Source organism: Actinomadura sp. J1-007, assembly GCF_009793335.1.
Taxonomy (GTDB): domain Bacteria; phylum Actinomycetota; class Actinomycetes; order Streptosporangiales; family Streptosporangiaceae; genus Spirillospora; species Spirillospora yumaensis.
Genome location: NZ_WING01000001.1, coordinates 4,784,567 through 4,806,015, shown reverse-complemented (window position 1 = coordinate 4,806,015; position 21,449 = coordinate 4,784,567). Strand labels below are relative to the sequence as shown.

24 protein-coding genes, 1 tRNA gene and 2 pseudogenes are annotated in these 21,449 nt (G+C 73.3%); 16 read left to right on the top strand and 11 right to left on the bottom strand.

Going from position 1 to position 21,449, the window contains the following annotated elements; translation table 11 throughout:
- Positions 1 to 153: 153 nt before the first annotated feature.
- The 3 genes from GEV43_RS21830 (at position 154) to GEV43_RS21820 (ending at position 3,269) form a co-directional block, all read left to right on the top strand.
- Positions 154 to 1,593, top strand: a complete 1,440-nt coding sequence (locus tag GEV43_RS21830) for an MDR family MFS transporter (RefSeq protein WP_206681231.1) — start codon at positions 154 to 156, stop codon at positions 1,591 to 1,593.
- A gap of 118 nt (positions 1,594 to 1,711) precedes the next feature.
- Complete coding sequence (locus GEV43_RS21825; protein ID WP_160822263.1) at positions 1,712 to 2,335, top strand: GNAT family N-acetyltransferase; 624 nt, start codon at positions 1,712 to 1,714, stop codon at positions 2,333 to 2,335.
- Between the two features lie 34 nt (positions 2,336 to 2,369).
- On the top strand, positions 2,370 to 3,269 hold the full coding sequence (locus GEV43_RS21820) for a RimK family alpha-L-glutamate ligase (protein ID WP_160822262.1): 900 nt from the start codon (positions 2,370 to 2,372) through the stop codon (positions 3,267 to 3,269).
- Between the two features lie 51 nt (positions 3,270 to 3,320).
- On the opposite strand, the gene GEV43_RS21815 is transcribed toward GEV43_RS21820, so the two are convergent.
- Positions 3,321 to 3,623 (bottom strand): DUF397 domain-containing protein, encoded by a 303-nt coding sequence (locus GEV43_RS21815; protein WP_160822261.1) that lies wholly within the window; start codon positions 3,621 to 3,623, stop codon positions 3,321 to 3,323.
- Entirely contained in the window at positions 3,620 to 4,435 is an 816-nt protein-coding gene (locus GEV43_RS21810; protein WP_160822260.1) for a helix-turn-helix transcriptional regulator, read from the bottom strand. The genes GEV43_RS21815 and GEV43_RS21810 overlap by 4 nt, the downstream gene beginning before the upstream one ends.
- Positions 4,436 to 4,588: 153 nt before the next feature.
- Between GEV43_RS21810 and GEV43_RS21805 the strand changes: the two genes are divergently transcribed.
- The 7 genes and pseudogenes from GEV43_RS21805 to GEV43_RS21775 all read left to right on the top strand — a co-directional run bounded on the left by GEV43_RS21805 (position 4,589) and on the right by GEV43_RS21775 (position 11,593).
- Entirely contained in the window at positions 4,589 to 4,822 is a 234-nt protein-coding gene (locus GEV43_RS21805; protein WP_160822259.1) for a hypothetical protein, read from the top strand.
- Positions 4,823 to 4,867: 45 nt separating this feature from the next.
- Entirely contained in the window at positions 4,868 to 5,866 is a 999-nt protein-coding gene (locus tag GEV43_RS21800; protein ID WP_160822258.1) for an LLM class flavin-dependent oxidoreductase, read from the top strand.
- A gap of 77 nt (positions 5,867 to 5,943) precedes the next feature.
- The gene (locus GEV43_RS21795; protein ID WP_160822257.1) at positions 5,944 to 6,909 is read left to right on the top strand and encodes a PHB depolymerase family esterase; all 966 of its coding nucleotides are present in this window, start codon (positions 5,944 to 5,946) and stop codon (positions 6,907 to 6,909) included.
- 67 nt (positions 6,910 to 6,976) lie between these two features.
- A pseudogene (locus tag GEV43_RS21790) lies at positions 6,977 to 8,159 on the top strand (amino acid deaminase/aldolase).
- A 69-nt stretch (positions 8,160 to 8,228) separates the two neighbouring features.
- On the top strand, positions 8,229 to 10,049 hold the full coding sequence (locus GEV43_RS50735; protein WP_160822256.1) for an SIMPL domain-containing protein: 1,821 nt from the start codon (positions 8,229 to 8,231) through the stop codon (positions 10,047 to 10,049).
- Between the two features lie 7 nt (positions 10,050 to 10,056).
- Positions 10,057 to 11,322: a glycoside hydrolase family 4 gene (locus GEV43_RS55010; protein WP_160822255.1), complete on the top strand. Its 1,266-nt coding sequence runs from the start codon at positions 10,057 to 10,059 to the stop codon at positions 11,320 to 11,322.
- 25 nt (positions 11,323 to 11,347) lie between these two features.
- Complete coding sequence (locus GEV43_RS21775; protein WP_160822254.1) at positions 11,348 to 11,593, top strand: zf-HC2 domain-containing protein; 246 nt, start codon at positions 11,348 to 11,350, stop codon at positions 11,591 to 11,593.
- Here GEV43_RS21775 and GEV43_RS21770 read toward each other — a convergent pair.
- On the bottom strand, positions 11,556 to 11,843 hold the full coding sequence (locus tag GEV43_RS21770) for a DUF3618 domain-containing protein (protein ID WP_160822253.1): 288 nt from the start codon (positions 11,841 to 11,843) through the stop codon (positions 11,556 to 11,558). The genes GEV43_RS21775 and GEV43_RS21770 overlap by 38 nt on opposite strands.
- Before the next feature lie 124 nt (positions 11,844 to 11,967).
- Between GEV43_RS21770 and bcp the strand changes: the two genes are divergently transcribed.
- Complete coding sequence (bcp, locus tag GEV43_RS21765; protein ID WP_160822252.1) at positions 11,968 to 12,435, top strand: thioredoxin-dependent thiol peroxidase; 468 nt, start codon at positions 11,968 to 11,970, stop codon at positions 12,433 to 12,435.
- A gap of 33 nt (positions 12,436 to 12,468) precedes the next feature.
- Here bcp and GEV43_RS21760 read toward each other — a convergent pair whose 3' ends face one another.
- The 4 genes from GEV43_RS21760 to GEV43_RS21745 all read right to left on the bottom strand — a co-directional run bounded on the left by GEV43_RS21760 (position 12,469) and on the right by GEV43_RS21745 (position 14,300).
- The gene (locus tag GEV43_RS21760) at positions 12,469 to 12,750 is read right to left on the bottom strand and encodes a hypothetical protein (RefSeq protein WP_160822251.1); all 282 of its coding nucleotides are present in this window, start codon (positions 12,748 to 12,750) and stop codon (positions 12,469 to 12,471) included.
- A complete protein-coding gene (locus tag GEV43_RS21755) occupies positions 12,747 to 13,475 on the bottom strand; it encodes a hypothetical protein (protein ID WP_160822250.1) in 729 nt (242 codons plus the stop codon). The genes GEV43_RS21760 and GEV43_RS21755 overlap by 4 nt, the downstream gene beginning before the upstream one ends.
- On the bottom strand, positions 13,472 to 14,047 hold the full coding sequence (locus tag GEV43_RS55005; RefSeq protein WP_160822249.1) for an RNA polymerase sigma factor: 576 nt from the start codon (positions 14,045 to 14,047) through the stop codon (positions 13,472 to 13,474). Before GEV43_RS55005 ends, GEV43_RS21755 begins: the two co-directional genes overlap by 4 nt.
- Before the next feature lie 169 nt (positions 14,048 to 14,216).
- Positions 14,217 to 14,300: transfer RNA gene (locus tag GEV43_RS21745), tRNA-Leu, on the bottom strand.
- Between the two features lie 197 nt (positions 14,301 to 14,497).
- Between GEV43_RS21745 and GEV43_RS21740 the strand changes: the two genes are divergently transcribed.
- From GEV43_RS21740 to GEV43_RS21725, 5 genes and pseudogenes are all read left to right on the top strand, one after another.
- A complete protein-coding gene (locus tag GEV43_RS21740) occupies positions 14,498 to 15,469 on the top strand; it encodes a sensor histidine kinase (RefSeq protein WP_160822248.1) in 972 nt (323 codons plus the stop codon).
- Between the two features lie 80 nt (positions 15,470 to 15,549).
- Positions 15,550 to 16,019 (top strand): annotated as a pseudogene (locus GEV43_RS50730) (MEDS domain-containing protein); the annotation flags it as partial.
- The gene (locus tag GEV43_RS50725) at positions 16,005 to 16,370 is read left to right on the top strand and encodes an STAS domain-containing protein (RefSeq protein WP_375539102.1); all 366 of its coding nucleotides are present in this window, start codon (positions 16,005 to 16,007) and stop codon (positions 16,368 to 16,370) included. The pseudogene GEV43_RS50730 and the gene GEV43_RS50725, both read left to right, overlap by 15 nt.
- A gap of 63 nt (positions 16,371 to 16,433) precedes the next feature.
- Positions 16,434 to 17,369, top strand: coding sequence for a sensor histidine kinase (locus GEV43_RS21730; protein WP_160822247.1), 936 nt, complete (start codon positions 16,434 to 16,436; stop codon positions 17,367 to 17,369).
- Positions 17,370 to 17,450: 81 nt separating this feature from the next.
- Entirely contained in the window at positions 17,451 to 18,317 is an 867-nt protein-coding gene (locus GEV43_RS21725; RefSeq protein WP_309239761.1) for an MEDS domain-containing protein, read from the top strand.
- Between the two features lie 569 nt (positions 18,318 to 18,886).
- On the opposite strand, the gene GEV43_RS21720 is transcribed toward GEV43_RS21725, so the two are convergent.
- From GEV43_RS21720 to rph, 4 genes are all read right to left on the bottom strand, one after another.
- Positions 18,887 to 19,408: a SigE family RNA polymerase sigma factor gene (locus GEV43_RS21720; RefSeq protein ID WP_160822246.1), complete on the bottom strand. Its 522-nt coding sequence runs from the start codon at positions 19,406 to 19,408 to the stop codon at positions 18,887 to 18,889.
- Between the two features lie 16 nt (positions 19,409 to 19,424).
- Positions 19,425 to 19,928 carry a hypothetical protein gene (locus GEV43_RS21715; protein WP_160822245.1) on the bottom strand — a complete coding sequence of 168 codons (504 nt, stop codon included), beginning with the start codon at positions 19,926 to 19,928 and terminating at the stop codon, positions 19,425 to 19,427.
- Between the two features lie 152 nt (positions 19,929 to 20,080).
- Positions 20,081 to 20,704 (bottom strand): RdgB/HAM1 family non-canonical purine NTP pyrophosphatase, encoded by a 624-nt coding sequence (gene rdgB, locus GEV43_RS21710; protein ID WP_160822244.1) that lies wholly within the window; start codon positions 20,702 to 20,704, stop codon positions 20,081 to 20,083.
- Positions 20,701 to 21,420, bottom strand: coding sequence for a ribonuclease PH (gene rph, locus GEV43_RS21705; protein WP_160822243.1), 720 nt, complete (start codon positions 21,418 to 21,420; stop codon positions 20,701 to 20,703). Before rph ends, rdgB begins: the two co-directional genes overlap by 4 nt.
- Positions 21,421 to 21,449: the final 29 nt, after the last annotated feature.

Genomic DNA, 21,449 nt, shown 5'->3' with positions numbered 1-21,449 from the left:
TTATGCCTGGTGGACTGGGTCGTCCCTTAGCGGAGGTCTTCTTCGCGGCCCTTCAAGGTTCCGGCCGGATCTCGCGGCGCGAGTGCTCGCGCCGTCCGGTCCGGTCGTGCGGCGACGCCGGCGGCGTGGTCGGAGCCGAATCGGAGGGACGGGTTGGTCGAGAAGACGGAGACCGGCGCCCGGGGGCTCGATCCGGCGTTGCGGCGGCTGGCGGGGGTGCTGCTGGTCGGCGCCGTAGGGGTCGTGCTGGACATGACGATCGTGAACGTCGCCGTCGACAGGCTGAGCCAGGACCTTCACGCGCCGGTGGTGAAGGTGCAGTGGGTGGTCACGGGCTACCTGCTCGCGATGGGCGTGGCCACGCCCGTCAGTGGCTGGGGTACGGCGCGGTTCGGCGGCCGGCGGATGTGGCTGGCGTCGCTGTGGCTGTTCCTGGCCGGGTCGGTGGGGTGCAGCACGGCCTGGGGCCTGGGCAGTCTGATCGGTTTCCGGGTGGTGCAGGGCGTCGCCGGGGGGCTGATGCTCTCGACGTTGCAGACGCTGGTGGCGGAGGCGGCCGAAGGACGCCGGCTGGGCCAGGTCTCGGCGGTGGTGAGCATGCCCATGCTGATCGGGCCGATCGCCGGGCCGACGGTCGGCGGGCTGATCCTGAGCTGCCTCGGCTGGCGCTGGATCTTCTGGTTGAACGTGCCGTTCTGCGTGGTGGGGCTGGCGCTGGCCTGGCGCCACCTGCCCGCCGGTACGGCACGGCGCACCGCCCGTTGCGACGTGGTCGGGCTCCTGCTCGTGTCGCCGGGAGTGGCCGCCCTGCTGTACGGGCTGTCGGGCGCCCATGGATCCGGCGGTTTCCGGCAGGCCGCGGTCGCGGGACCGCTGGCGGCCGGAGCGGTGCTGCTGACCGCCTTCGCCGTCCACGCCGTACGAACGAGCAGGGAGCCGATCATCGACGTGCGGCTGCTGCGGAAGCGGTCGTTCGGCGTCCCGGCCGGGCTGCTGTTCTTATGGGGGTCGGTGTTGCAGGCGGCGCTGCTGCTGCTGCCGCTGTACTTCCAGCGGGTGCACGGCCGGAGCGCGCTGGCCGCCGGGCTGCTGATGGCCCCCCAGGGCATCGGCGCCCTGCTCACCCGCAACCTCGTCGGCCGGCTCACCGACCGCGTCGGCGCACGCCCGGTCGTGGTGGGCGGACTGGTCCTGGCCACGGTGGGCCTGCTGCCCTTCACGCAACCGACCGCGCTGCCGCCGCTTCTGGTCGTCGCGGCGCTGGCGGTCCGGGGCGCCGGCCTGGGCGGGGTGTTCATCCCCATCCTGGCCGCCGCCTACCAGCACCTGACCCCCGACCAGATCCCGCACGCGAGCGCGATCACCCGCCTGTTGCAGCGGATCGGCGGCGCGATGGGCACCGTGCTGATCGTCGTCGTCCTGCAATACCAGCTCGCCGCCGCCCGCGACGAGCAGGCCACCGCCTTCGGCCGCACGTTCTGGTGGACGCTCGCCCTGACCGCCGCGACGATCATCCCGGCGCTGCTGCTGCCGGGCGGGCCGTCCCGCCGCGTCCGGGCCCTGCGTGCCGAGGAGAGCCGAGAGCCGCGCTGACCGGTGGGGCGACCGTACGCCCTGCCGAACGGTCGATGGACCGGCCCCTCTGCCGCCCCACGGGCACGCGGCCCGTCGAGGCCACAGAGATCCAACCGAGAGTAGAGGAGAGAGCACAGTGAGCGTTTCCGGCATGGGTGCGGGGCACCAGGTGGACACGGAGGACGGCCCGGTGCTGCAACGCGGCCGCAACGTGCTGCTGCGCGAGATCGCGCCTTCCGATCTGCACACTCTGACGCAGATCTGGACCAGCCCGGAGCTCATGGCGAACATGGCCAGCGATGTGCGGACGCCGGAGGAGTGCGCCGCCGTCGTGGCCCAGGCCCTGGCCGACGCCCGGCAGCGGCCGCGCCGCTCGTACCGCATGGCGGTCGTGCGGTGCCGGGACGACGCGGTGATCGGCACCATCGCCGTCGATGTCGAACGCAATCTCAGCGCCGCATGCTACGGCGCCAACCTCACGGCCGACGCCCAACGGCAGAGGGCCGGCCACGAAGGGTTCCATCTCCTGTGCGGCTTCGTCTTCGAGGAGCTGGGACTGCACCGGCTGTCGATGGCCGCGCTCGTAGGGAACACCACGGTCGAGAAGATCCTGACGTCGGCGGGGGCCGGCCGCGTCGGCACGATCCGTGAGTACGCCTTCAAGAACGGGAGGTGGTGGGATTTCACGCTGTTCAGCCTGCTCGACCACGAATGGCGTGCCCGGCGGGACGAACTCGCGCACACCTTCTCCCAAGCCTGACATCGCCGACGACAGAGCAGAGGAACTGAGCCTCTTGACCACCCTGGAAAGCACGGTATGGGTACTGGTCGCCAAGGAGTTGGGCCGCCCTCCGGAGCTCGGCGAGCTGTTCACCGCCTTCGACCAGCACCTACCGGGCCGCTGGCAGCTACGGCATCCCGACGAGTTGCTCGTCGCCGTGAAGGACGGTCGGCTCCTGGTCCTGGACCACACCGGTACGCGGCTTCCGCCGCCGCGGACCGTGTGCGCCTGCCTCGCCTCCCCGACGCTGCACACCGACCGGGAGATCACGCTGCTGCGCCAGCTCAGCGCCCTGGGAGCCGTCATCGTCAATCCGATCGACGCCACCCTGACGGCGGTCAACAAGTTCTGGCAGCTCCAGCAGTTCGCGACCCACGGCCTGCCGATGCCCGACACCGTGACCTATGCCCACGGCACCGTCGAAGCCGCGCTTCCGGCGGCGCCTCCGACGGGCCCGTACGTGGTGAAGGCGGTCCGCGGCAACCGCGGCAAGCGGGTCTTCCTGGCGCCCGACCGCACCTTGCTCACCGACATCTCCGGCAGCCTCGGCCAGGACGTGCCGTCGATGCTCCAGGAGTACATCGAGAACTCCCACGGCCGCCATCTCCGCATCTACGTCATGGACGGCGCCGTGGTCAGCACCGTCGAACGGACCGCGCGCGACGACCGCCTCACCTCGAACCGCTACCAGGGCGCGACGTCGGAGTTCTGCACCGGCCGTTATCCCGCCGCCGAAGAACTCGCGACGCAGGCGGCCGCCGCGACCGGACTGGTGATCGCCGGAGTCGACATCCTCTTCCGGGACGAAGGCACCCCGGCCCTCTGCGAAGTCAACAGCTTTCCGGGATGGGACCGCGAGAACACCAGGGTCCCCGACGCCATCGCCCGGCTCATCGCCGCCCGCAGCAACTGACACGGCCCCGTCCTAGCCCGAGTCACCGAACCCGGGCTAGGACGCCGTCCGTCAGGCGAGGTCGTACTCGCTCTCCTTGATCCGCCGCGCGAGCGAACGCCACGCGTCGGCACCGAGGATCAGCTTCGCCCCTTCCGGGTCCTTCGAGTCACGGACAGCAACGACGGGAGCGAACCCCGCCACCTCCACGCACTCGCCGCCCTGATGCCCGCTGTGGCTGCTCTTGCGCCACCCCTCGGAGCCGTGAGCGACGATCAACGGGAGAAGGTCGGCGATCTCGACGCATTCCCCTCCCTCAGGTCCACTGTGGCTGCTCTTGCGCCACTGAGCAGCCGCCAGATCACGCATTTTCATGGTTGCTCCATCGCATCTTTGATCATGGACAACGACTTGTCAGCGGGAAGCGTATGGCCCTGAATCAAGTCCCACTTTACGGCCTGGAGGGCGACCCTGTCGCGTTGCTCCAGCAGTACGCCCTCACCCGCGGATTCCGTGTATGCAACTTCCGGAGAATCCTCGAACCCCAGAATGGTGAAGCTTCCCGCGAGTCCCGCATAGTGCCCGGCGGCGTACGGGACGATCTGTAGCTGGGTCTTCTCGCGTCGTCCCGCTTCCAACAGATATTCGAGCTGGTCACGCATGACCTCACTGCCTGCCGTACGGCGGATGACCCCCTCGTCCAGGATGAGGAAGGTGCGCGGCGGGTTCTCCCGATCGAAGATCTTTTTCCGCTCCATGCGTTCGGCGACACGCTCGTTCACCGCAGAGCCCGCATACGCTTTCATGATCGTGTGGGCGTACGCCTCGGTCTGGAAGAGGCCGCTGACCAGGTTGGTGCTGAAGATGCGGAGGTAGGTGGCGCGTTCCTCGTACTCCAGGTATTGCAGGAAGCCCGGTGGGAGTTGGCGGGCGTTGCGGGTTTCGGCGATGCGGTCGCGGAGGCGGCCGAAGAGGCCGTCGGCCTGGAAGAACGTGTCGAGGGCGGCGGCGAAGTCCTCCGAGGGGAGGTTCTTGCAGAGTTCGACCTGGCCGACGTAGGACTCGGCGAAGCCGAGTTTGGCGGCGAGTTCCTTCTTGCTGTGCCCGGCTTTCGTGCGGCGCCATTCCAGTTCCTTGGCGAACGTGACGATGGCGGGGGCGTCGTACGGCTCGGACTGCGCGGGCATCTCGCCTCCAGAAGTACACCTGATCGGCCGGTGTGCTCGATCTTGGGGGTGGTGCGTCGTGGGTTGTGATCAACCGCTTCCAGAGCGTAGTCGCCACCTGTGAGGCTGGTCTCGCCATTTCGAACAGCGAAGCGGAGGCGAGGGATTCTCACCATGGACAGGAACGCGCACCCCGACGACCAGGCGCTGGTACGGCTCAGGGCGGAGTTCACCGGGCACCGGATCTTCCGGTCCGTCCGGAGTGACGGGCGGCTCGGGGAGTGGGTGGCGACGCTGCACGATCCTCGGGCGGGAGTGGATCCGACCGTCATGTATCCGACGGCGGACGATCTGCGCGCGGCGCTCGTGAAGGAGGCCGACCGCGCCAAGCACCGCAGGTCGTGGTGAACGCCGGCGCAGGAATGACCGGGACCTGGGAGCGTTGAACCGGATATGACCCGGTTCTCGATTCTCGACCGTTCCCGCACCTGGCGGGGGCGTCCGCATCCTGAGGCGCTGCGGGCCACCGTCGCGTTCGCCCGGGAGGCGGAACGGCTCGGCTACCACCGGTTCTGGGTGTCGGAGCATCACAGCGTGCCGGGCGTCGCGGGGTCCGCGCCGACCGTGCTCGCCGCCGCCGTCGCCGGGGCCACGTCCCGCATCCGCGTCGGAACGGGCGGCGTGATGCTGCCGAACCACCGTCCGCTCGTCGTCGCGGAGCAGTTCGGGGTGCTGGAGTCGCTCTATCCGGGGCGGATCGACATGGGGCTGGGGCGTTCGGTCGGGTTCACGGGCGGCGTCCGGCGGGCGCTCGGGCACGGCAAGGACGACGCCGACGACTTCGAGGGCCAGGTGACCGAGCTGCTCGGCTATCTGGACGGTGGCCAGGACGTGTATCCGGGCGTCCACGCGTGGCCCGCGGAAGGGCTGCGGGTGCCCGCGTTCATCCTGGCCACCGGGTCGGGCGCGGACCTCGCCGCGCGGCTCGGGCTGCCGCTGGTGATCGCGGCGGCGCGGGGCGAGGCGCGGATGGTGGAGGCCATCGAGCGCTACCGCGCGGACTTCCGGGGCGACGAGCCGTACGTCATGGTGTCCGGGACGGTCGCGGTCGCGGGCACCGAGGAGGAGGCGCGGCGGCTGCTGATGCCGGAGGCGTGGTCGAACGCCTATGCGCGGACGCACGGGGAGTTCCCGCCGCTGTCGCCGCCGGAGGAGATCGCGGCGACGGCGATGACCGACCGGGAGCGCCGGATCTTCGAGGAGTCGATGAACGGCCACGTGTACGGGACGGAGGACCAGGTCGCCGAGCAGCTCCGCGGCCTCGTCGAACGGACCGGCGCCGACGAGATCCTCGTCCACACGAGCACGTACGACCAGGACGCCAAGCTCGACTCCCACCGCCGCCTCGCCCGCCTGACCGGCCTCGCCCCCGCCCTCCGCGCCGCCGTCTGAACGCGGCGGCGGCCCGCTGACCTGGGGTGTTACCGGTCGGTAGTTTGTTTTGGCGGCCAAGGGTTAGATTCGCTCCCATGCAGCGAATGCGGCGTACGCGGGGAGCGGCCTTCCTCGCCCTGGTCCTGGCGGTCGCGCTGGGCGGGGCGGCGTGTGACAGCGGGAAGAAGGACGGCGGCGGCGAGAAGGGCGGCGGCGAGAAGCGTCCGGCCGCCGTCGGGGGCATCCCCACCGCCGCGGGCACGCACAAGCAGAAGCTCGACGTCGGGACGTTCGGGCACCGCGAGTACCTGCTGCACATGCCCGCCAAGGTGGCCAAGGGCAAGTGGAAGGGCGGCAAGCCCGCCGATCCGCCGCCCGCGGTGATCGCGCTGCACGGCGGCCTCGCCAACATGCAGCAGATGCGGTCGCTCACCGGCTTCGACGGGCTGTCGGACGACAAGGGCTTCCTCGCCGTGTACCCCGACGGGTTCATGACCACGTGGAACGCGGGGGGCTGCTGCGGCGCGTCGAAGATCGGCAAGATCGACGACGTGGGGTTCCTGAGCAAGCTGATCGACAAGCTGACCGGCTCGGGCCTGGTGGACCCCGACCGCGTGTACGTGGCCGGGTTCTCGAACGGCGCGGGCATGGCGTACCGGCTGGCGTGCGAGAAGCCGGGCAAGGTCGCGGCGATCGGGGTGGTCGAGGGCGCGCTCGCGACCAAGTGCGATCCGGGCCGCCCCGTCTCTGCGATGATCTTCCACGGGACGGCCGACCGGAGCGTGCCGATCAACGGGGGCGGGCGGATGGACGTCAACGACAGCAGCCCGTTCCCGCCCGCGGCGAAGGCGGTGGAGTTCTGGCGCAAGGCCGCGGGGCTGCCCGAGCCGAAGCGGAAGGTGGAGGCGCTGACCGCGCGCACCTCGTGCACCGCGACGGGCAAGGGGAACGGCGGCGCGGAGGTCGCGTACTGCAAGATCCAGGGCGGCACCCACAAGTGGCCGGACGAGGCGAGCACGATGCTCTGGCGGTTCTTCGCCGACCACCCCCGGGCGAGCTGAACGCGCCACCCCGCCGGGGACGTGAACTGTTTTCATGTTCTCCGGCTAGCATGGTGCGGTGACTTCCATGAACATCCGGGATCGGTACGACGCCGCGACCGCCGAGCTGGAGGCGCCGTTCGCGGCCGTCGACCTCGCCGCGTTCCGGGACAACGCCGCCGCGCTCGTCGCCCGCGCGGCCGGGAAGCCCATCCGCGTCGCGAGCAAGTCCGTGCGCTGCCGGGCGCTGCTGGACGAGGCCCTCGCCATGGACGGGTTCGCCGGGATCATGGCGTTCACCCTGCCCGAGGCCCTCTGGCTCGCCGGCCACCGCACCAGCGACGACATCCTCGTCGCCTACCCCACCACCGACCGGCGCGCGATCGCCGCGCTCGCCGCCGACGAGCACGCCGCCGCCACCGTCACCCTCATGGTCGACTCCCCGCGCACCTCGACCTCATCGAGAGCGCCGCCGGAGACCGCCCCGTCCGCGTCTGCATCGACATCGACGCCTCGTACCGGCCGCTCGGCGGGCACGTCCGCATCGGCGCGCTCCGCTCCCCGCTCCGCACGCCCGCGCAGGTCCGCGCGCTCGCCGAGACCGTGCTCAAGCGGCCGAACCTGCGCCTGGTCGGCCTCATGGCGTACGAGTCGCAGATCGCCGGCGTCGGCGACACCCCGCCCGGCAAGCCCGCCATGGGCCGCGTCATCCGCGCCATGCAGCGCCGGTCCCGGATGGAGCTGGCCCGCCGCCGCGCCGCGATCGTCCGCGCCGTCACGGAGCTGACCGACCTGGAGTTCGTCAACGGAGGCGGCACCGGCAGCGTCGAGAAGACCGCCGCCGAACGCGCCGTCACCGAGGTCGCCGCCGGGTCCGGCCTCTACCAGCCGCACCTGTTCGACTATTACTCCAACTTCACCGGACGGCCCGCGGCCCTGTTCGCGCTGCCCGTCGCGCGCCGCCCCGCTCCCGGCGTCGCCACCTGCCTCGGCGGCGGCTACCTGGCGTCCGGGCCCGCCGACGCGATCCGCCTCCCCCAGCCGTACCTGCCGACCGGGCTCGCCTATGACCCGAGGGAGGGCGCGGGCGAGGTCCAGACGCCGCTGCTCGGCCACGCCGCCGACCTGCTGGAGGTCGGCGACCGCGTCTGGTTCCGCCACACCAAGGCCGGTGAGCTGTGCGAACGCTTCGCCGAGCTGCACCTGCTGGAAGGTGAACACCTCGTCGGCACCGTCCCCACCTACCGGGGGAAGGGCGAACGTTCCTCTGACCGCCGCCGCGGCGGACGGAACGGTGCAACCATGACCGTTCCGGCCGCACAGCGGTTAGGTTGGCCGGTATGAGCGACGCCCCGTTGATCAGCGTCCGCGGCGAGGCGGTCCTGGAGGCCGAGCCCGAGATCGCCCGCCTGTCCGTCCACCTCCAGTCGCAGGAGCCCGACCGGCGCGCCGCGCTCGACCGCCTCGTCGAGCGCAACCAGCGCTGCCTGGAGCTCGTCCGCTCGTACGGCGAGGCGATCGAACGGCCCGAGACCGGCGCGCTGTCGATCACCCCGCTGCTGCGGCACCGCCGCCGCGACGAGGGCGAGATCCGCGGCTACCAGGGCACCGTCTGGATCAAGCTCACCGTCACCGACTTCGCCGTGCTCGGCGAGCTGGTCACCCGCCTCGGCGACCAGGAGCGCGCCTACGTCCAGGGCCCCGAATGGGCGCTGCGCCGCGACAGCGAGGTGCACGCCCGCGCCGCCCGCGAGGCCGCGCGCGAGGCCGTCGTCCGCGCCCGCGGCTACGCCGAGGCCCTCGGCTGCCGCATCACCGGCCTGGTCTCCCTGTCGGACGAGGGCGTCGGCGGCCATGTCGAGCACATGCAGCCGATGATGGCCTACGGCGCCGCCGCCGCCGGGCCGCCGACGAGCCCGAGCCGCTCGACCTGGAGCCCGCCACCCAGATCGTCCGGGCCGCCGTCGAGGCCCGGTTCACCGCCACGCAGCCCGAGAGCCTATGAGCACCCCCGGCGTCCCCCGCGGCCGTCCCTGGAGGACCCCTGCGCCGAACGCGGCCAGGCCGGCGAGCTGCTCCGCTCGGACGGACCGTTGCGGCGCGAGCCGTCCGCCCGCGACCTCGCCGCGCACGACCTGGACGTCTTCCTCACCGGCCAGGTCTTCATGGACATGATCTTCACCGGGCTGCCCGGCCTGCCGCCGCCCGGCACCGAGCTGGTCACCGACGGCCTCGGCTCGGCCCCCGGCGGCATCGCCAACATCGCCGTCGCGATGAGCCGCCTCGGCCTGCGCACCGGCCTCGCCGCCGCGTTCGGCGACGACATGTTCGGCGCGTACCTGTGGCGCACCCTCTGCGAGCAGGAGAACGTCTCGCTCGGCTGGTCCCGCCGCGTCGCCGGCTGGTCCACCCCCGTCACCGTCTCCCTCGCCTACGCCGCCGACCGCAGCATGGTCACCTTCAACCGGCCGCTCCCCTCGTCCGCCGCCGTCACCGGCCTGTTCGACGACCTCGCCGACGAGCCGCCCCGCGCCGCCACCTGCTTCGTCGACATCGACCGCCCCGTCCCCGACTGGGCCCTCGCCATGCGCCGCGCCGGCGCCCTGGTCTTCGCCGACCTCGGCTGGGACCCCACCGAGACCTGGTCCACCGACGTCCTCGACCGCCTCGACCACGTCGACGTGTTCCTCCCGAACGCCGTCGAGGCCATGGCCTACACCCGTACCGCCACCGCCGGCGACGCCCTCGAAGCCCTCGCCGAACGCGTCCCCGTCGTCGTGGTCAAGCAGGGCTCCCGCGGCGCGATCGCGATCGACTCCGGCACCGGGGAACGCGCCGCCGCGCCCGCCCTGCCCGTCGAGGCCCTCGACCCGACCGGCGCGGGCGACGTGTTCGCCGCCGGGTTCGTGTTCGGCACCCTCGCCGGATGGCCCCTCGGCCAGCGCCTGCACTTCGCCAACCTGTGCGCCGGGCTGTCGGTCCGCCACCACAGCGGCTCGCTCGGCGCGCCCTGCTGGGGCGAGATCGCCGCGTTCGGCGAGACCGGCGAGGTCGCCCCCGAGATCCTGGAGCAGTACGCCTTCGTCGTGCCCTACATCCCCGAGACCGAACTGGACCGCGGCGCCGACTCCGTCACCCGCGCCGAGCCCACCCTGCGCTAGGAGGACCGTGAAGATCGCGATCATCGGGGCGGGCAGCGGCTACATGCCCGGCGTGATCCGGGGCCTGCTGCACCGCGCCGCCGACCTCGCCGGCGCCGAGCTGGCGTTCCACGACCCCGACGCCGGGCACCTCGCGACGATGGCGCGGCTCGCCCGCCGCATGTTCGCCGCCCGCGACGCCGCGTTCACCGTCACCGAGCACACCGCCCTCAAGCCCGCGGTGGACGGCGCCGCCTACGTGTTCACCACGTTCCGCCCCGGCGGGATGGCCGGCCGCCACCTCGACGAGTCGATCCCGCTCAGGCACGGCGTCGTCGGCCAGGAGACCGCGGGCCCCGGCGGGTTCCTCATGGCCCTGCGCAGCGTCCCCGTCCTGCTGGACGTCGCCGCCGCCGCGGACCCCGACGCCTGGATCGTCAACTACACCAACCCGACCAACATCGTCACCGACGCCGTCGCCCGCCACACCGGCGCCCGCGTGATCGGCCTCTGCGACCAGTTCGCCGGCGACACCGAGATGTGGGCGGGCCTCCTCGGCCTCCCCGCCGAACGGCTCGAAGCCGACTGGATCGGCCTCAACCACGCCACCTGGGCCGAACGCGTCCGCGTGGACGGCGTCCAGATCGACCTGCCCGCGCTCCTCGACCGCCTCGACGTCCCGGGCGGCGGCGCCACCCCCTGGCGCGACCCGTCCCGCATGGCCGAGCTGGCCAAGGCCCTCGGCTTCCTGCCCAACTCGTACGCCAAGTACTACTTCTTCCACGACGACGTCGTCCGCGAGCTGCGCGAGAAGGGCACCACCCGCGCCGAGGACATCCAGGCCATGCTCCCCGGCTACTACGCGCAGATCGCCGCCGAGGCCGAACGCCCCGACCCCGACCCGAGCCGCGAGCGCGGCGGCGGCGAGCACGGCGAGTTCGCCGTGGACGTCATCTGCGCCCTCCACCGCGACGAGCACCGCCGCATGATCGTCAACACGGTCAACAACGGCGCCATCGCCTCGCTCCCCCCGGACGCGATCGTCGAGGTCCCGTCCCTCGTCGCCCGCTCCGGCCCGACGCCCCTCGCGATGGGCGAGCTGCCGCGCCCCGTGCGCGGCCTCACCCAGGCCATCCACGCCTACGAACGGCTCGCCGCCGACGCCGCCGTCACCCGTTCCCGCCGCACCGCGCTCCAGACGCTGCTCGCGCACCCGTTCGTCCGCAGCAAGCACACCGCCGAGGCGATCCTCGACGAGGGCGTCGCCGCCCACGGCATCGCGCTTGAACGGTGACCCCCTCGGGCCCGTACTGCCACCCGTGGAAGAGTGCCAGCACCGCCTCGGCCTCGGCGTCTACGCCCTCGGCCGCCTCCGCGGCCCCGAGGCCGCCGACCTGCGCGCGCACCTGAGCGCCTGCGCGCCCTGCCGGGCCGAGCTCGCCGAGTTCCAGGGCGTCACGGCCGTCCTCGCCCGGACGCGAAGAGGCGCCGGCCGCGCATCGCGGACCGGCGCCTCCGTGCACGTCCTCAGCGGCGGCGCCTGCGCCAGAGCGCCAGAACGGTGATCCCCACCGCCACGCCCGCCCCCGCCATCAGCACCCGCCGGTCGACCTTCGGCTCGCCGTCCTCGTTCGACACCATCGCGCGGACGGTCTTGGCGACCTGGTCGGCCTCCTCTTTCAGCCGGTCGGCGCCCCGCTGCGCGACGTTCCGCGGGTTGACCCGGTCGGCGAGCTCGTCGATCGTGCGGGCCAGTTCCATGCGGGTGCGCTCGATCTCCCGCTCCAGCGCCTCCGGGTCGCGCATGTCAGCCATGCCGTAGTCCTTATCGTGTCGAGCGACGCATGATCCGAACAGTGTCGCAGGTCTTGCGGTGAAACGCCCGCGCCACCCCAGCCGGTACGGTGGACCCGACCCACCCGAAGCGAAAGGCGGATCCGTGTCCGAGCGGCTACAGCCAGGGGACGACGCCCCCGAGTTCGAGCTTCCGGACGCCGACGGCAAGCCGGTGTCCCTGGCGTCCCTGCGCGGCAAGCGCGTGATCCTCTACTTCTACCCGGCGGCGATGACCCCCGGCTGCACCAAGGAGTCCGTCGACTTCCAGAGCAGCCTCGCCGACCTGGAGGCCGCCGGCGTCGCCGTCGTCGGCGTCTCCCCCGACGAGCCCGCCAAGCTCGCCAAGTTCCGCGAGAAGGAGGGCCTCACCTTCCCCCTCCTGTCCGACCCCGACGCCGGGATCCTCAAGGCGTACGGCGCGTACGGCGAGAAGAAGCTCTACGGCAAGGTCGTCGTCGGCGTCATCCGCTCCACCTTCCTCATCGACGCCGAAGGCAAGATCGACAAGGCGTACTACAACGTGAAGGCCACCGGCCACGTGGACCGCCTCCGCCGAGACCTCACCCTCTGAGAGGCCCGAGCACCCGCCCTGGTCCGGGGGCCGTCAGGGGCGCTGACCCGGCCTGTCGACGAAACCGGAGCGGATGCGCACCTCCAGCCTCTGGACGGTGCCGCGGCGCACGCTGACCGTGCGGCCGAGGTCGTCGCCGACCGTGTGGTCCTTGGCCGCGACGGCTCGTTCTCCCAGGTAGGCATAGGTTCGCGGGTCGAAGAGCACCTCCTCGTGGAGCAGCCCGTCCGGGGTGGTCCAGCCGATGGCGACCGCGTCCCGTCCGGCGTGGTCCTTGGCCCCGGAGACCAGCCCGGCGTCCGGCACCAGCTTCATCGCCCTGAAGACGGCGGCCTGGATCTTCGGCGGGGGACGCTGTCGCGCAGGATCGTGTTGAGGTACGACAGCGTCGCGGGACCGCCGCCGGCGCCGGCGACCGGAGCCTTGGCCGACTGCGCGCGCGCCGCCGCGAGCAGCCTGGCGGGATCGGCGGGAAGCGCCGCGACGGCGTCGTAGTCGGTCCGGGGCGTGATGCCACGCGGGTCCTGGAAGGCGATCCGGCCCTCGCCGTCCTTGACCGCCCATCGGCTGCCGTCCACGCGCTGCCAGGTCACGACCGTCGAGGTCACCAGCGGGTCCCCGGCGGCCCGCGCACCCGCGTTCCTGGACGTCGAGGTCGACCGCTCCTCCAGGTAGGTCCACTGGTCCTCGCGCGGCGTCCCGGCGGGCCTGGCCTCGGCCACGCGGGCCGCGCGGTCCAGCACCTGCGCGGCGTCGGCGGCCGCCCCCGTGGGAAAGCCGGGCAGGACGGAGCGGCGACGGCCATTCTCGTCGGTCCCGCCCAGGTTCTCCAGGACGGTCGCCCCGACGGCGATGCTCGCGGCGAGCCCCGCGACGGCGGCGACGCGCACCCCCGCCGACGGCAGGGCGAACCGGCGCCGCGCCCGCCGGTCGGACGCCATGATGGCCGCGATCCGCTCGTCGTGCTCGGGACCGACCCGGCCGCGCTCCACGTCGTCGAGCGCGGCGGGCTTGAGGGCCCGAACGGTCTTGTCGATCATCGGTGCTGCCCCTCCAGGGATTCGCCGACGACCGCCAGGGCGCCGGGGACTGCGTGGTCGTCGAGTGCGCACGCGAGCCTCCTGCGCGCCCGGTGCAGCCGTACGAAGAACGTCGCGGTCGAGCACCCGAGCACCACCGCGGCCCGCGCCGGGCCGAGCCCGTACCAGGCGGTGAGGATCAGGATCTCGGCGTCCCGGTCCGGCAGCGCGGCGAACGCGGCCAGCCCGACGTCCCGTTCGGCCACCAGCGACCCGGTGTCCCAGGCCGTCGCGTCGCGTTCGTCGGCGAGCCGGACGACGCGGTCGGCGATCGAGTCGTGCCGGCGGCCGGCGGCGCGCAGCTTCAGCCGGTGCCTGCGCGCCACCCCCAGCAGCCACGGCAGCGGATCGTCGGCCGGGACCGACCCGAGCTTCCGCCAGGCCGTCAGGAACGTCTCGTTCGCGATGTCCTCGGCGACGTCGCGCCGGTCATGCGCCAGCGCGTAGCCGAGCACGCTCGGATAGTGCCGCCGGTAGATGGAGGTGAACCATGTCTCCTCGTCCTCTTGGTCACCGGTGCTCCCACTGCTCACGCACGGCCCCTCTCAGCTGCCCCGTACGAGTCGGACACCTGGTAACCCCTCTGGGACCGCCGTTTCTTGCGGGCGAATCCGAACTTTCTGGTTGCCGGGACCGGCGGCGCACTCGGCGAAGGGGAGGGGCGACGCGGCCGTCGCCGCCGAGGTCGCCAAAGTGTCGGGGTGCGGACGGGGGGACTCGAACCCCCACGGTGTTTCCACCAACAGGACCTAAACCTGCCGCGTATGCCGATTTCGCCACGTCCGCCCGGATATGTCCGGTTCCTCGGGGAGGAGGCACGTTCAGCTTAGCGTCCTGGCCATGGGCGTCGGCGGCTTGCCGGGCGGCGCTCGGCCGGTGGCGGCATGTGAAAAACGGCTGTCGGGTTTGGGCGGGGGTGCGGCTTAGGGTGGGGGGAGCCCGTCCGGCCGGCGGGCCGTGGCGCCGCGATCTGGTGGGAAACCGTGAGCCGAGCCTTCGCCCATCGCGTCCTCCCCTTCGACGGGGTGGACGACTTCCTGGCGGGGACGGCGCCCTACCTGCGGGAGGGCGTCGAGGACGGCGACCGGGTGGTCGCGGTGACGAGCGTCGCCAGCGGGTTCGTGCTGCGTGAGGCCCTCGGGCCGGTGGCGGACGGCGTCGAGTTCGCCGAGGCCGAGCGGTGGTACCGGCATCCGGCGCGGACGTTCGCCGACTGCCTGGGCGACGCCGAGGAGGCGGCCCGCCAGGGGCGGCGGCTCAGGCTGCTGGGCGAGCCCGTGTGGACGTCCCGCCCCGAGGCCGAGGTGGTCGAGTGGCAGCGCGTCGAGGCCCTCGTGAACGTGGCGTTCCGCGAGACGGGCGCGTGGATCCTGTGCCCGTACGCGGTGAGGGCGCTGCCCGCCGGGGTGGTCGCGGCGGCGCGCAGGACGCATCCGGAGAGCGTGCGGGGCAGCCGCGTCGTGGCCAATCCCGGCTACGTGGACCCGTGGCTCTACAGCGCGCGGTGCGACCGGGAACCGCTGAGCGACCCGCCCGCCGACGCGGAGCTGCTGAAGATCGACGTGCCCGACCTGTACTGGCTGCGGGCGTACGTGAGCGACTACGCGCGGCAGGCCGCGCTGCCCGAGGAGGACCTCCAGCGGCTGCTCGTCGCGGTGACGGAGGTCGTGACCAACGCCCTGCGGCACGGCCGGCCGCCGATCGCGATGCGGCTGTGGACGGGACCGGGCCCCGTGCTGGTGTGCGAGGTGACCGACGAGGGGCGCTGGGCCCCGGGCACGGGGTACGGGCTGATCCCGCCGAGGGGCGCGGGCCGCGGGCGGTTCGGCCTGTGGGCCGTACGGCTGCTGTGCTCGGCGGTCCAGATCCGCACGGGTGACCGGACGGTCGTCCGGCTGCTGCTCAGGATGCCCCACGTTCCCGCAGGTCGGAACGTCACCGTCGACAGAGCGTGAGGGACTCCGTGCATTGGGCTTCCAAAGCCTCCCCGGCGGCGTACGCTGAACCCACCCGCACCAACCTCGATGGACATGCCATGGAACCCACCTGGTTCGCCAAGCGCCCCGTCAGCGACGTCCGGCCGGGTGATCACGGCTGGCTGGCGTACGCGGGCCCCGGAGAGCGCGACCGAGTCATCGGGACGTTCGTCCGGGACGGTCTGCACACCAACGAGAAGGTCGTCTACGTGACCGACGCGCCCGCGGAGGGGCTGCCGGGCCTGTGCCGCCTCGACCTCGACGGGCCGCGCCGGTCGGGGCAGCTCCGGGTGCTCCCCGCCGGGCCGCGTGCCTGGACCGGCGCGGGCGGTTCGAGCCCGCGATGCTGCTCGACACGCTGGGCCGGGAGGTCGACGCGGCGTTCGGCGAGGGGTTCCGCGAGGTGCGGCTGACGACCGACTTCACCTGGCTGCTGAACGAGCCCGGACGCTCCCGGCTGACCGAGATGCTCGGCTGCGAGCACGGGCTCGGCGAGGCCGTCTCGCCGAGCACGATGGCCAAGGCGATCTGCCAGGTCGACCGCAACGCCTGCCCCCGCGACGAACTGGTCGCCCTCCGCAACGCTCACGAGGTGCTCGTGGAAGTCGATCCCGAGTTCGACGACGGAATCCTCCGGATCATCCGCACCTTCGACCCGGCCGGGCTGCGCGTGGAGGGCGAGCTGGACGCGGCGCGGCACGCGGTGTTCGCCGAGGAGCTGACCAAGGCAAGCGGCGACCGCGGCCCCGTCCACCTGGACCTCTCGCGGCTCGGCTTCATCGACCTGGGCGGGCTCAACCTGCTGGCGCACCACGCCACCGAGCTCCCGAGGAGGACGCCCTGGTGCTCGACAACCTGCCGCCCGACGTCGAGGTCGTGATCGAGATGGTGGGCTGGCACCGGCTGCCCGGCCTCTCCCGCGGCCGTACGGGGGCGTGGCTTGATGCGACTGGAGCACAGGGCGTTCCTGTACGGCGGGCCCGAGGAGTTCCTGGCGGCGGCCGTGCCGTTCCTGCGGGCGGGGATCGAGGCGGGCGAGGCGGTCGTCGCCGTCGTCCGCGAGGCCAACCGCGGCGCGCTGCGCGACACGCTCGGCGACGACGCCCGCGCGGTCGACCTCTACACGTCGGAGGGCTTCTACGTCCATCCCGTACGGACGCTGAAGGACTACCAGCGGATCGTGGCGGCCAATGCGCCGCGCCGCGTCCGGGCCCTGGCCGAGCCGGTGTGGACCGGGTGGGACGACCGGCAGCTCCTGGAGTGGACCCGGTACGAGTCGCTGATCAACGTGGTGTTCGAGGGGTCGGGCGCGCGGGCGCTGTGCCCGTACGACCGGGCGTCGCTGCCCGAGCCGGTCATCGAGCAGGCGCGGCGCACGCACCCGCTGCTGCTGAGCGAGCGGACGGGCGGCGGCGCGGGGCCCGGGGAGTGGAACGAGCGCTACGTCGACCCGGTGTCGTTCGGCACGCGCTGCGACCGGGCGCAGCGGTTCGACCGGCCCGGTGACGCCGAGTACCTGCCGATCGAGGACGACGACCTGCACGGGCTGCGGACGTTCGTCGCCGAGCGGGCCGCCGCGCACGGCGTGGGCGCGCGCGCCGTCCGCAACCTCGTGACGGCGGCCAACGAGGTCGCGGCCAACGCGCTGAGGCACGGCGTCCCGCCGATGGGGCTGTGGATCTGGCGGGACGGCGACGAGGTGCTGTGCGAGATCGCCGACCACGGGCTGTGGCGGCCGGGGCCGCTGACCGGGTTCATCCCGCCCGAGTCGGCGCTCGACCGGGGGTTCGGCCTGTGGACGGTGCGTTTGCTGGTGGACTTGATGGAGCTTCGCTCGGGGTGGGACGGCACGTTCGTGCGGCTGCGCGTTCGGGTGTGATCCTCTCTGTACGCGCGTTCCCTCGGACGTCGTACTGGACGCGGGCCGGGACCTCCCGGCCCGCCCGCGATGGAAGGCGCTGTGGGAGAGGCGATGGACAGGTACTGCTCGTATCCGCGGCCGGTCCGCGACCTGCGGCCCGGCGACCACGCCTGGCTGGCGTACGCCAACGAGGAGGAGCGCCGCCACGTGATGGCGGGGTTCGTCCGCGACGGCCTGCGGTCGGGCGAGAAGGTCGTCTACCTGGCCGACCCGGACGCCGGCGCCGACGCGGTCCCGGGGCTGCCGTGCGAGCACGCGGACGGGCTGCTGAGCGTCGTGCCGTTCGACCGGGGCGGCGGCGCCGGGCCGGAGGCCGCGCTGGAGGCGCTGGCCGCGGAGGCCGCCCGCGCCGGGCCGGAACGGTACCGGGCGGTCCGGGTGACGGCCGACCTGACCTGGGCGGTGCGCCGTCCGGGCGGGCTCGCGACGCTGCTCGACCGCGAGCGCGAGTGGGACCGGCTGGTCGCCCCGAGCGTCCGGCTGATCGCCGTCTGCCAGTTCGACCGCCGCGCGTGCGACGCGGCGGCGCTCGCCGGGCTGCGCGCCTGCCACGGCGTGAGGGTCGATCCGAACCCCGAGTTCGAGGACTCCGTCCTCAAGATCGTTCGGACGTTCCAGCCGACCGGGCTGTCGCTGCGCGGCGAGCTGGACGCGTCCCGGCACACGGTGCTGGACGAGGCGCTGTCCACGGTGCTGTCGGGCGCCGGGGGCCGGGAGGTCCACCTCGACCTCGCCGGGCTCGGGTTCATCGACCTCGGCGCGATCAACCTGCTGGCCGACGCCGCGGCCCGCCGCCGCGGCGCGGGCCCGCTCGTCCTCGACAGCGTCTCGCCCCAGCTGCGCACGGTGATGGACACGGTCGGCTGGTCCATGCTGCCCGGCCTGCGCGTAGCCGGTGTTGATTGAGGTCCCGGCCCAGGCCGCTCGCCCGGCGGCTCGCGGCCTGACCGTGCCTTTGCGGGTGCCGCATCGCTTCGCGATCTGTCCGGCGGGTCCTACCTTCTGTTCGGGAGGCTCGGTCGGGGGGCCTCGGGGATGGACGGGGCGCGGGTGGGCGGATGGCCCGGGGGCTCCGCTGACGGGGCCGGGTCCGGCGATCTCGGGTGGCCGGAGGCCGGGGGCGCGTGGACGGGTCCTGCGGTCTACTCGGCCGTGCCGTCGGGGCTTCGGGGCTCGCCGACTCGGAGCCGGACGGTGCCGGGGACGACGTGGCGGGCGTGGCCGGGCCGAGGGGGCGCGGCGTGTCCGAACGGTCCGTACCCGGCCACAGGAACACCGCGACGGCGACGACGACCGCCGCCGTCACCGCTCCGGCGAGGACGGGCAGCGTCCAGCGGCGCAGCAGGGCCTTGAGGGACATCGCGCCCGTTCGGGCCTCCTCCGCGCCCGCGGCCTGGAACCGCCGTACGAGCGCGGGCTCGGCGTGGATCTCGTCGGCGCCCCGCCGGTAGTGGTCCCGCAGCAGGGCTTCGAGCTCATCGTCCATCGGCCCGGCCCTCCCTCACGTGCTCCCGCAGCGCGGCCATCGCCCGCGCGGTGTGGCTCTTGACGGTGCCCCGGGAGATCCCGAGGGTCTCGGCGATCTCGTGCTCCCCGAGATCGCACCAGTAGCGGAGCACGACCACGGCGCGCTGCTTGGCGGGCAGCGCGGCGAGCACCTCGTCCAGCTCGCCTCCGGTGGCCCCCGGCACCGGAGGCGCCCCGGCGAGGCGTTCCACGTCGGCGACGGACCCGACCGGCAGGTCGCGGCGGCGCGCCCTCCGCCGGTTCTCGTCGATCGCGAGGTTGACCAGCACCTTGCGCGCGTACGCCTCGGGGCTGCCGGACGCGACGCGCCGCCACCGCCGCGCGACCCGCTCGTAGGTGATCTGGAGGAGGTCCTCGGCGAGGTGCCGGTCGTACACCAGGAACACGGCGGTGCGCAGCAGGCGGCCCGCGGTGGCCGTCACGAACGCGTCGAACGTGATCTCGGCCCCGCGGACCTCCTCGGTGCTCAACGTGGACAGACCGCACCTACCCCCGGGGAGCGGACGGGACGTGGCGCGGGGCCCGCGGCGGCATGGGGGCGGGCGTCACGGGCCCGCTCGGCCGCGGCGACACCTTCGGCGGGCGGGACGGCCTCGGCTCCGCGCTCGGGGGCACGCACTGGCGCGGCTTGGCGGCCGGGTTCCCGGGCACCGACGGGTCGGCGGGCGCGGGCCTGACGGACCTCGGCTCGGCGGACCTGGACGGCCGCGGCTTCGCGGGCGCGGGCCTCGACGGCCTCGGCTTGGCGGTGGGCGGCGCGGGCGGAGCGGGGCGCGCCGTCGGCGGGAGGCAGGACGGCTTGGAGGGCTTGGACGGCGGGGCGGGGGCGGCGCTGGGCGCCACCGCCGCGCCGCGGGCGGCGACCGGCTCGATCCGCGGCGAGTCGGCCGACGCCGCCGACAGCCAGATGCCCGCGGCGAGCGCGCCGGTGCCGCCGATTCCGGCCAGCCCGAACGCGAGCCCGCGCCGCCCGCGCATTTTGTCGATCATTGTGCTCCTCGGGAGGGTAGGTCTTGGGAAACCGTTCACCCTCGTAAACCCCCGCCGCCCCGCGCGAGGTTGTCACGCCCCCGATTTTTCTCCCAAGTGCCTCAGCGGCTCCGCCGGTCCCGGCCCGCGGGCGCGGGCCCGCGGGCGGGCCGTCAGGTCAGGCCGGCGGCGGCCAGGGCGTCGGGGAGGATCCCGGCCAGGGCGCGGAAGGCGCGGCCGCGGTGGCTGATCGCGTCCTTCTCCTCCGGGGACAGCTCGGCCGTCGTACGGGTGTGGCCGTCGGGGAGGAAGATCGGGTCGTAGCCGAAGCCGTTGGCCCCGCGCGGCTCGCGGATGACGGCGCCGCGCATCCGGCCCTCGACGCAGTGCTCGACGCCGCCGGGGACGACGAGCGCGGCGGTGCAGACGAACCCGGCGGCGCGCCGGTCGTCGGGGACGTCGGCGAGCTGGTCGAGGACGAGGTCGAGGTTGGCGCGGTCGCGGTCGCCGGCCGCCGCGCCGAACCGTCCCGACCAGCGGGCCGACAGCACGCCGGGCATGCCGTTCAGCGCGTCCACGCACAGGCCGGAGTCGTCGGCGACGGCGGGCAGCCCGGTGAACGCGGCGATGGCGCGGGCCTTCAGCAGCGCGTTGCCCTCGAACGTCAGCTCGGTCTCGGGCACCTCGGGCGCGTCCGCGGGGAGGCCGACGACCTCGATCCCGGCGGCGGGGGCGAGGATGCGGCGCAGCTCGGCGACCTTCCCGCCGTTGCGGGTCGCCAGGACGATCCGGGTCACTGTCCGAGCGCCTCCGCCTGGAGGCGGGTGAGCTCGGCGCAGCCGCCCGCGGCGAGGTCGAGCAGCGCGTCCAGCTCGGCCCGGTCGAACGGGGCGCCCTCGGCGGTGCCCTGCACCTCGACGAACCGGCCGTCGCCCGTGCACACCACGTTCATGTCGGTGTCGGCGGCGCCGTCCTCCTCGTAGCACAGGTCGAGGCGGGCCTCGCCGTCCACGACGCCGACGCTGACGGCGGCGACGGAGGTGATGAACGGGTCGTGCCGGACCAGGCCCTTCTCGCGCATCCAGCCGACGGCGTCGGCGAGCGCGATGTAGGCGCCGGTGATCGCGGCGGTGCGGGTGCCGCCGTCGGCCTGGAGGACGTCGCAGTCGAGCTGGACGGTGTTCTCGCCGAGCGCCTTGAAGTCGACGCAGGCCCGGACGGAACGGCCGATCAGCCGGGAGATCTCGTGCGTGCGGCCGCCGATCCTGCCCCGTACGGACTCGCGGTCGTTGCGGGTGTTGGTCGCGCGCGGCAGCATCGCGTACTCGGCGGTCACCCAGCCGAGGCCGCTGTCGCGCCGCCAGCGCGGCACCGAGTCCTGGACGGACGCGGCGCACAGCACCCGGGTGCCGCCGAACTCGATCAGCACCGACCCCTCGGCGTGGTCGAGCCAGCCGCGCTGGACGCGGACGGGACGGAGCTGGTCGGGTGCACGATCATCAGGGCGGGCCATGGCGACCACCCTAATGCCCTGCCGCCCGT

Excerpts from the sequence above, each read along its gene's own strand:
- GEV43_RS21800 (WP_160822258.1), top strand. The coding sequence starts at position 4,868 with ATGACCCGGTTCTCGATTCTCGACCGTTCCCGCACCTGGCGGGGGCGT.
- GEV43_RS21770 (WP_160822253.1), bottom strand. The coding sequence starts at position 11,843 with ATGGCTGACATGCGCGACCCGGAGGCGCTGGAGCGGGAGATCGAGCGC.
- rph (WP_160822243.1), bottom strand. The coding sequence starts at position 21,420 with ATGGCCCGCCCTGATGATCGTGCACCCGACCAGCTCCGTCCCGTCCGC.
- GEV43_RS21755 (WP_160822250.1), bottom strand. The coding sequence starts at position 13,475 with ATGATCGACAAGACCGTTCGGGCCCTCAAGCCCGCCGCGCTCGACGAC.
- GEV43_RS50735 (WP_160822256.1), top strand. The coding sequence starts at position 8,229 with ATGAGCGACGCCCCGTTGATCAGCGTCCGCGGCGAGGCGGTCCTGGAG.
- GEV43_RS21760 (WP_160822251.1), bottom strand. The coding sequence starts at position 12,750 with ATGAAGCTGGTGCCGGACGCCGGGCTGGTCTCCGGGGCCAAGGACCAC.
- GEV43_RS21715 (WP_160822245.1), bottom strand. The coding sequence starts at position 19,928 with ATGATCGACAAAATGCGCGGGCGGCGCGGGCTCGCGTTCGGGCTGGCC.
- GEV43_RS50725 (WP_375539102.1), top strand. The coding sequence starts at position 16,005 with ATGGCCAAGGCGATCTGCCAGGTCGACCGCAACGCCTGCCCCCGCGAC.
- GEV43_RS21730 (WP_160822247.1), top strand. The coding sequence starts at position 16,434 with ATGCGACTGGAGCACAGGGCGTTCCTGTACGGCGGGCCCGAGGAGTTC.
- GEV43_RS21815 (WP_160822261.1), bottom strand. The coding sequence starts at position 3,623 with ATGAAAATGCGTGATCTGGCGGCTGCTCAGTGGCGCAAGAGCAGCCAC.
- GEV43_RS21810 (WP_160822260.1), bottom strand. The coding sequence starts at position 4,435 with ATGCCCGCGCAGTCCGAGCCGTACGACGCCCCCGCCATCGTCACGTTC.
- GEV43_RS21805 (WP_160822259.1), top strand. The coding sequence starts at position 4,589 with ATGGACAGGAACGCGCACCCCGACGACCAGGCGCTGGTACGGCTCAGG.
- GEV43_RS21795 (WP_160822257.1), top strand. The coding sequence starts at position 5,944 with ATGCAGCGAATGCGGCGTACGCGGGGAGCGGCCTTCCTCGCCCTGGTC.